This window comes from Intestinibacter sp. (genome assembly GCF_051866655.1).
Classification (GTDB): domain Bacteria; phylum Bacillota; class Clostridia; order Peptostreptococcales; family Peptostreptococcaceae; genus Intestinibacter.
On sequence record NZ_JBJDXL010000194.1, the window covers coordinates 1 to 4,982 of the forward strand.

Consider the following 4,982-nt stretch of genomic DNA (forward strand, 5'->3'; position numbering starts at 1 on the left):
TGTTTTAGAGTTTCTTCTCCTTCCTTAGCTTTGACGTCGACTATTCTACCGTTTTCAAATTTTAATACGAAGTCGTCTATAACATTTCCACCGTAAACTAGTGGTTTAGTGCTTGCAAGTGTTCCGTTTACACCGTATTTATGAGGTAAGCAGAAAATTTCTTCAGTAGGCATGTTTGGATTGAATTCTATGCCGTTTACATCCTTTTCGCTTCCACTTTCCCATATGTGACCTTCTGGCATTTCAACAGTTAAATCAGTTATTTTTGATTTGTATTTTAGTGTTTTAAATTTCTTGTTGTTTAAGAAGGCTGTTTTTTCTTTAAGACTTTCGTTGTGTTCTTGCCAAGCCTTGATTGGGTCATCTGTAACTCTAGTGCATTTGAAGATTAGGTCCCAAAGCTTATCTATTGCTTCTTGTTCAGAAGCATCAGGGAATATCTTCTTAGCCCAAGCTGCAGTAGGAACAGATACGATGCTCCATCTAGATTTATTTGTCAAAGTATAAGTGCGCCATTCTTTTAGTGCTTGACCTGATACTTTTTGATAGTTTGCTATTCTTTGAGGATCTACGTTCTTTAGTAAATCTGGGTCTTGAGCATGTATAGATAGGAAAGCTCCACCTTCTTTAGCTATATCTACGTATTGGTCTGAAATCCATCTAGGGAATTCTTCAAATGCTTCATCAGGTGCGTTTAAGTATCTGATTAAAGTACATTTTTCATCAGACCATTCTATATAAACGTTTTTAGCTCCAGACTTGTAAGCTTCTTCTACAACACATCTAACGTAATCTGCACATTCTATAGGAGATCTTACAAGTAGAGTTTGACCTGGTTGAATATTTACTCCTGTTTTAACTGCTAGTTCAGCATATTTTTGTAATTTTAAATTAAAATCCATAAAAAAGCTCCTTTCAATATAATTATTTAGAAATATATAATATCTACTATTAAATTATAACATTGTATATAAACAAAGTTTTATTTTAATTATGTAATTTATGGTAACGAAGTTGGTTCGAAAAATTTACATATTTCTAGTATTGTATTTAATAAAAAATATATACTAAAAAACTAAATTTTGGATAGGAAATATTTAAATAATTTTAAGAATTAGAACTCTTTAATTTATCAACTAAAAAGCATATAATATTACTGTGATAATTTTAATATTATATAAGTAATGTAATAGATTTAATGGGAGGAAATAGATGGAGTTATATGATGCTATTTTCTATAGAAAGTCTATAGAATTTTATTCAACAAAACCAATAACAGAATTTTTAATGAAAGAAGTAAAAAGACTATGTAGCGATATAACTTATCTAAATACAAATTTGAATATAAAAGCTCATGTGATAGATAGAGGTCATTTGATTAATTTTTCTACTAATAATAAGATTCAAATCAAAGCGCCTCATTATATATTGATAACTAGTAACGAAGGGGAAGATTATCTAGAAAATATAGGATATGCACTACAAGAAGTTACTTTAGAAATGGCATGTTTAGGTTTAGGAACAACATGGTTAAAATGTATGTTAGACAGAGAAGAAATAGAAGAATTTGTTAATTTAGATAAAATAGATGGACAAGATGAGTCAGAAATAGAATATCCTCAAGCTATAATAGCTTTCGGATATCCAGATCAAGGAGAGGCTTTATTTAGATCAGCTTCAGCGGTACACGATAGACATAAAATGAAACATATATGTAAGAAATACGATGAAAAATGGTTTAATGCGTTAAATGCTCTAAGGGTTGCACCATCAATCAATAATTGCCAGCCATGGACATTAGAGCAGATAGAAAATGGATTTAATTTATTTGAAAATGAACACAAGAAAAGATTAGAGCTAGAAAAATACAGTAGAATAAGTATGGGAGTAGCATTGAAACATTTTGAGATTGGTTGTAAGCATGATAATCTAGATGTAGAATACAGAAAACTTGATGTTAAAAATAAGCGAAAAAGAGCTTATTTTATAAGTATTATTGAAAAAAATATATAAAATATATAAATTTAATTAAACAAGTTATTTATTAAAATCATGTTTAAACAGAGGTTGACATATAAACAAATAAGTGCAATAATCTATATAAGCTATGCAAAATTTAAATAAAACTTTAAATTATTCCAGAGAGAATATAAAGTAATTTGATGAATTATTATATTTAAGAGTGTATATTGGCACAGTGAGGTCATCATGTCTTAAGTATTATTTGTTGAGATTATTTTTACCTCTGGTTAATTGCTAGAGGTTTTTTCATATATAAAAAAACGTAATAAAGTCTTTTAAAATAGTCCAGAGAGGCTGATAAAGATACTTCATACTTAACAAGTGAGTTATTTATGTATACAAAGTCCTTATACCTCTGTGGTTTAAGGGCTTTTTTTAAAATAAGGCTTTATTAAGAAGGAGAGAATAAAATGATAAATGGAAAAGATAAGTTAATAGTAGCTATTGACACAGACGACTTTGATAAAGCTAAGGATTTAATCGATCAATTAGAAGACAGTGTAGACATATTTAAAGTAGGATTAGAACAATATGTTGCTACAAAAGGGAAAACAGTGGAATATTTAAAGGAAAAAGGGAAAAAAATATTCTTAGACCTTAAATTCCACGATATACCAAACACAATGAAAAGCGCAGTAAAAGCAGCTATAAAGGATAATGTTTGGTTAATGACAATACACGTTTCAGACTTTGAAGGTATGAGACAATGTGCAGAAATAGCAAAACAAGAAGCAGAAAGATTAAATATTGAAAAACCAATAATAGTTGGGGTTACAGTTTTAACTTCACTAAGTAATGAAGATTTACAAGATATTGGATGTAATATGACAACTGAAGAATTAGCTATAAAGAGAGCAAAATTAGCTAAGAAATCAGGAATAGATGGAGTAGTATGCTCTGCTAAAGAAGTAGACAAAATAGTAGAAGCTTGTGGTAAAGATTTCGTAACTGTATGCCCAGGAATCAGACCAGCATCAGCAGCAGTAGGAGATCAAAAAAGAGTTGTTACTCCAGCAGAAGCTATACAAAAAGGAGCACATTATATAGTAGTTGGAAGACCAATAACAAAAGCTGAGGATCCAAAACAATCAGCTATAGATATAGTTAAAGAAATAGAAAATGCTTAGGAGGTAAGTTAATATGAAGGCTAAATTAATATTAGAAGATGGTACTATTTTTAAAGGTAAAGCATTTGGTTATTTAGAAGAATCTGTTGGAGAAGTAGTATTCAATACTTCTATGGCTGGATATGGAGAAATATTAACAGACCCTTCTTATTATGGACAAATAGTAACTATGACTTACCCGTTAATAGGAAATTATGGAATCAGCTTAGAAGATGTACAATCAAAAAAAGTATGTGCTAAAGGATTTATAGTTAGAGAAAAAAGTGATACACCAAACAATTTTAGAAATGAAATGAGCCTAGACGTTTATTTAAAACAAAATAAAATAATAGGACTTGAAGGAATAGATACAAGAGCATTAACAAAAATGATAACAAAAAAAGGTACAATGAAAGGTATCATAACATTAGATAGTAATGCTACATTTGAAAATACAAAAACAAAATTAGAAAACTTTAGTAATGCTGATGCTGTTTTAGCAGTTTCAAGAAAAGAAAAAGAATGTTTTCAAGGAAATAGAGAAAAAGTAGCGATTATAGATTATGGAGTAAAAAATTATATAATAAATGACTTTGTAAAAAGAGATTGTGATGTAACAGTATATCCTGCTACAGCAACAGCAGAAGAAATATTAAATGATAATCCAGATTTAATATTCTTATCAAATGGACCTGGAGATCCAGCTGAAATAGATAATAGTATAATTGAGAATGTTAAGAATATGATAGGTAAAAAACCTATGGTGGGAATAGGTTTAGGACATCAAATAATAGCTAAAGCCTTTGGTGGAAAAACTGGAAAACTTAAGTTTGGACACAGAGGAGGAAATCATCCTGTAAAAGATTTAGAAATGAATAAAATATTTATAACTGCACAAAATCACGGTTATTATGTAAGTGAAGTGCCAGAATGTATGAATGTAACACAAATCAACTTAAATGATAATACAGTTGAAGGTATGAAGCATAAAGAATTACCAATATATAGTGTTCAATATCATCCAGATTCTTGTTCAGTATCAAAAGATAATATGCATATATATGATAAATTCTTAGAATTAGTAGATAGTAATAAATAGTTATAAGTATTTTGTGGAGGAGATGGAATTATGCCTAAAATAGATAGCATCAAAAAAACATTAGTATTAGGATCAGGACCAATAGTAATTGGGCAAGCTGCAGAATTCGACTATTCTGGGACGCAAGCTTGTGAAACATTGAAAGAAGAAGGAATAGAGGTTGTATTAATAAACTCAAACCCAGCAACAATAATGACAGATAAAGAAGTTGCTCATAAAATATACATAGAACCTCTTACAATAGAAGTAATAGAAAAAGTTATAGAGAAAGAAAGACCAGACAGCTTACTTGCAGGTATGGGAGGACAAACAGGACTTAACTTAGCAGTAGAATTAGCAGATGCTGGTATATTAGATAAATACGGTGTTAAGGTAATAGGAACTTCAGTTGAAGCAATCAAAAAAGGTGAAGATAGAGATGAATTCAGAGAAACAATGAAATCTATCAATCAACCAATAATAGAAAGTGATATAGTAACAAACTTAGAAGATGGTATTATATATGCTGAAAAAATAGGATATCCAGTAATAATAAGACCTGCTTACACATTAGGTGGAACTGGTGGAGGTATAGCTGAAAACAGAGAAGAGTTAGAAGAAATACTTACTCACGGTTTACAACTAAGTCCAGTTACTCAAGTTCTTATAGAAAAAAGTATAAAAGGTTGGAAAGAAATTGAATACGAAGTGATGAGAGACGGTGCTGGCAACTCTATAGCTATTTGTAATATGGAAAATGTAGACCCAGTTGGTGT

Annotated in this window: 4 protein-coding genes and 1 pseudogene; 4 read left to right on the forward strand and 1 reads right to left on the reverse strand. The window is 30.0% G+C overall.

Translation table 11 applies throughout. The features are described 5' to 3' along the window. Window positions 1-902: aminopeptidase (locus tag ACI3VO_RS05995; protein ID WP_439757035.1), on the reverse strand; the 902-nt coding region annotated here is incomplete at its 3' end. A gap of 310 nt (window positions 903-1,212) precedes the next feature. On the opposite strand from ACI3VO_RS05995, the gene ACI3VO_RS06000 reads away from it, so the two are divergent. The 4 genes and pseudogenes from ACI3VO_RS06000 to ACI3VO_RS06015 form a co-directional block, all read left to right on the forward strand. Then, window positions 1,213-2,013: a nitroreductase family protein gene (locus ACI3VO_RS06000; RefSeq protein WP_439757036.1), complete on the forward strand. Its 801-nt coding sequence runs from the start codon at window positions 1,213-1,215 to the stop codon at window positions 2,011-2,013. A gap of 419 nt (window positions 2,014-2,432) precedes the next feature. Next, the gene (gene pyrF / locus ACI3VO_RS06005) at window positions 2,433-3,149 is read left to right on the forward strand and encodes an orotidine-5'-phosphate decarboxylase (protein ID WP_439757037.1); all 717 of its coding nucleotides are present in this window, start codon (window positions 2,433-2,435) and stop codon (window positions 3,147-3,149) included. A 13-nt stretch (window positions 3,150-3,162) separates the two neighbouring features. After that, window positions 3,163-4,227, forward strand: coding sequence for a carbamoyl phosphate synthase small subunit (locus ACI3VO_RS06010; protein WP_439757038.1), 1,065 nt, complete (start codon window positions 3,163-3,165; stop codon window positions 4,225-4,227). A 30-nt stretch (window positions 4,228-4,257) separates the two neighbouring features. Continuing rightward, window positions 4,258-4,982 (forward strand): annotated as a pseudogene (locus tag ACI3VO_RS06015) (carbamoyl-phosphate synthase large subunit); the annotation flags it as partial.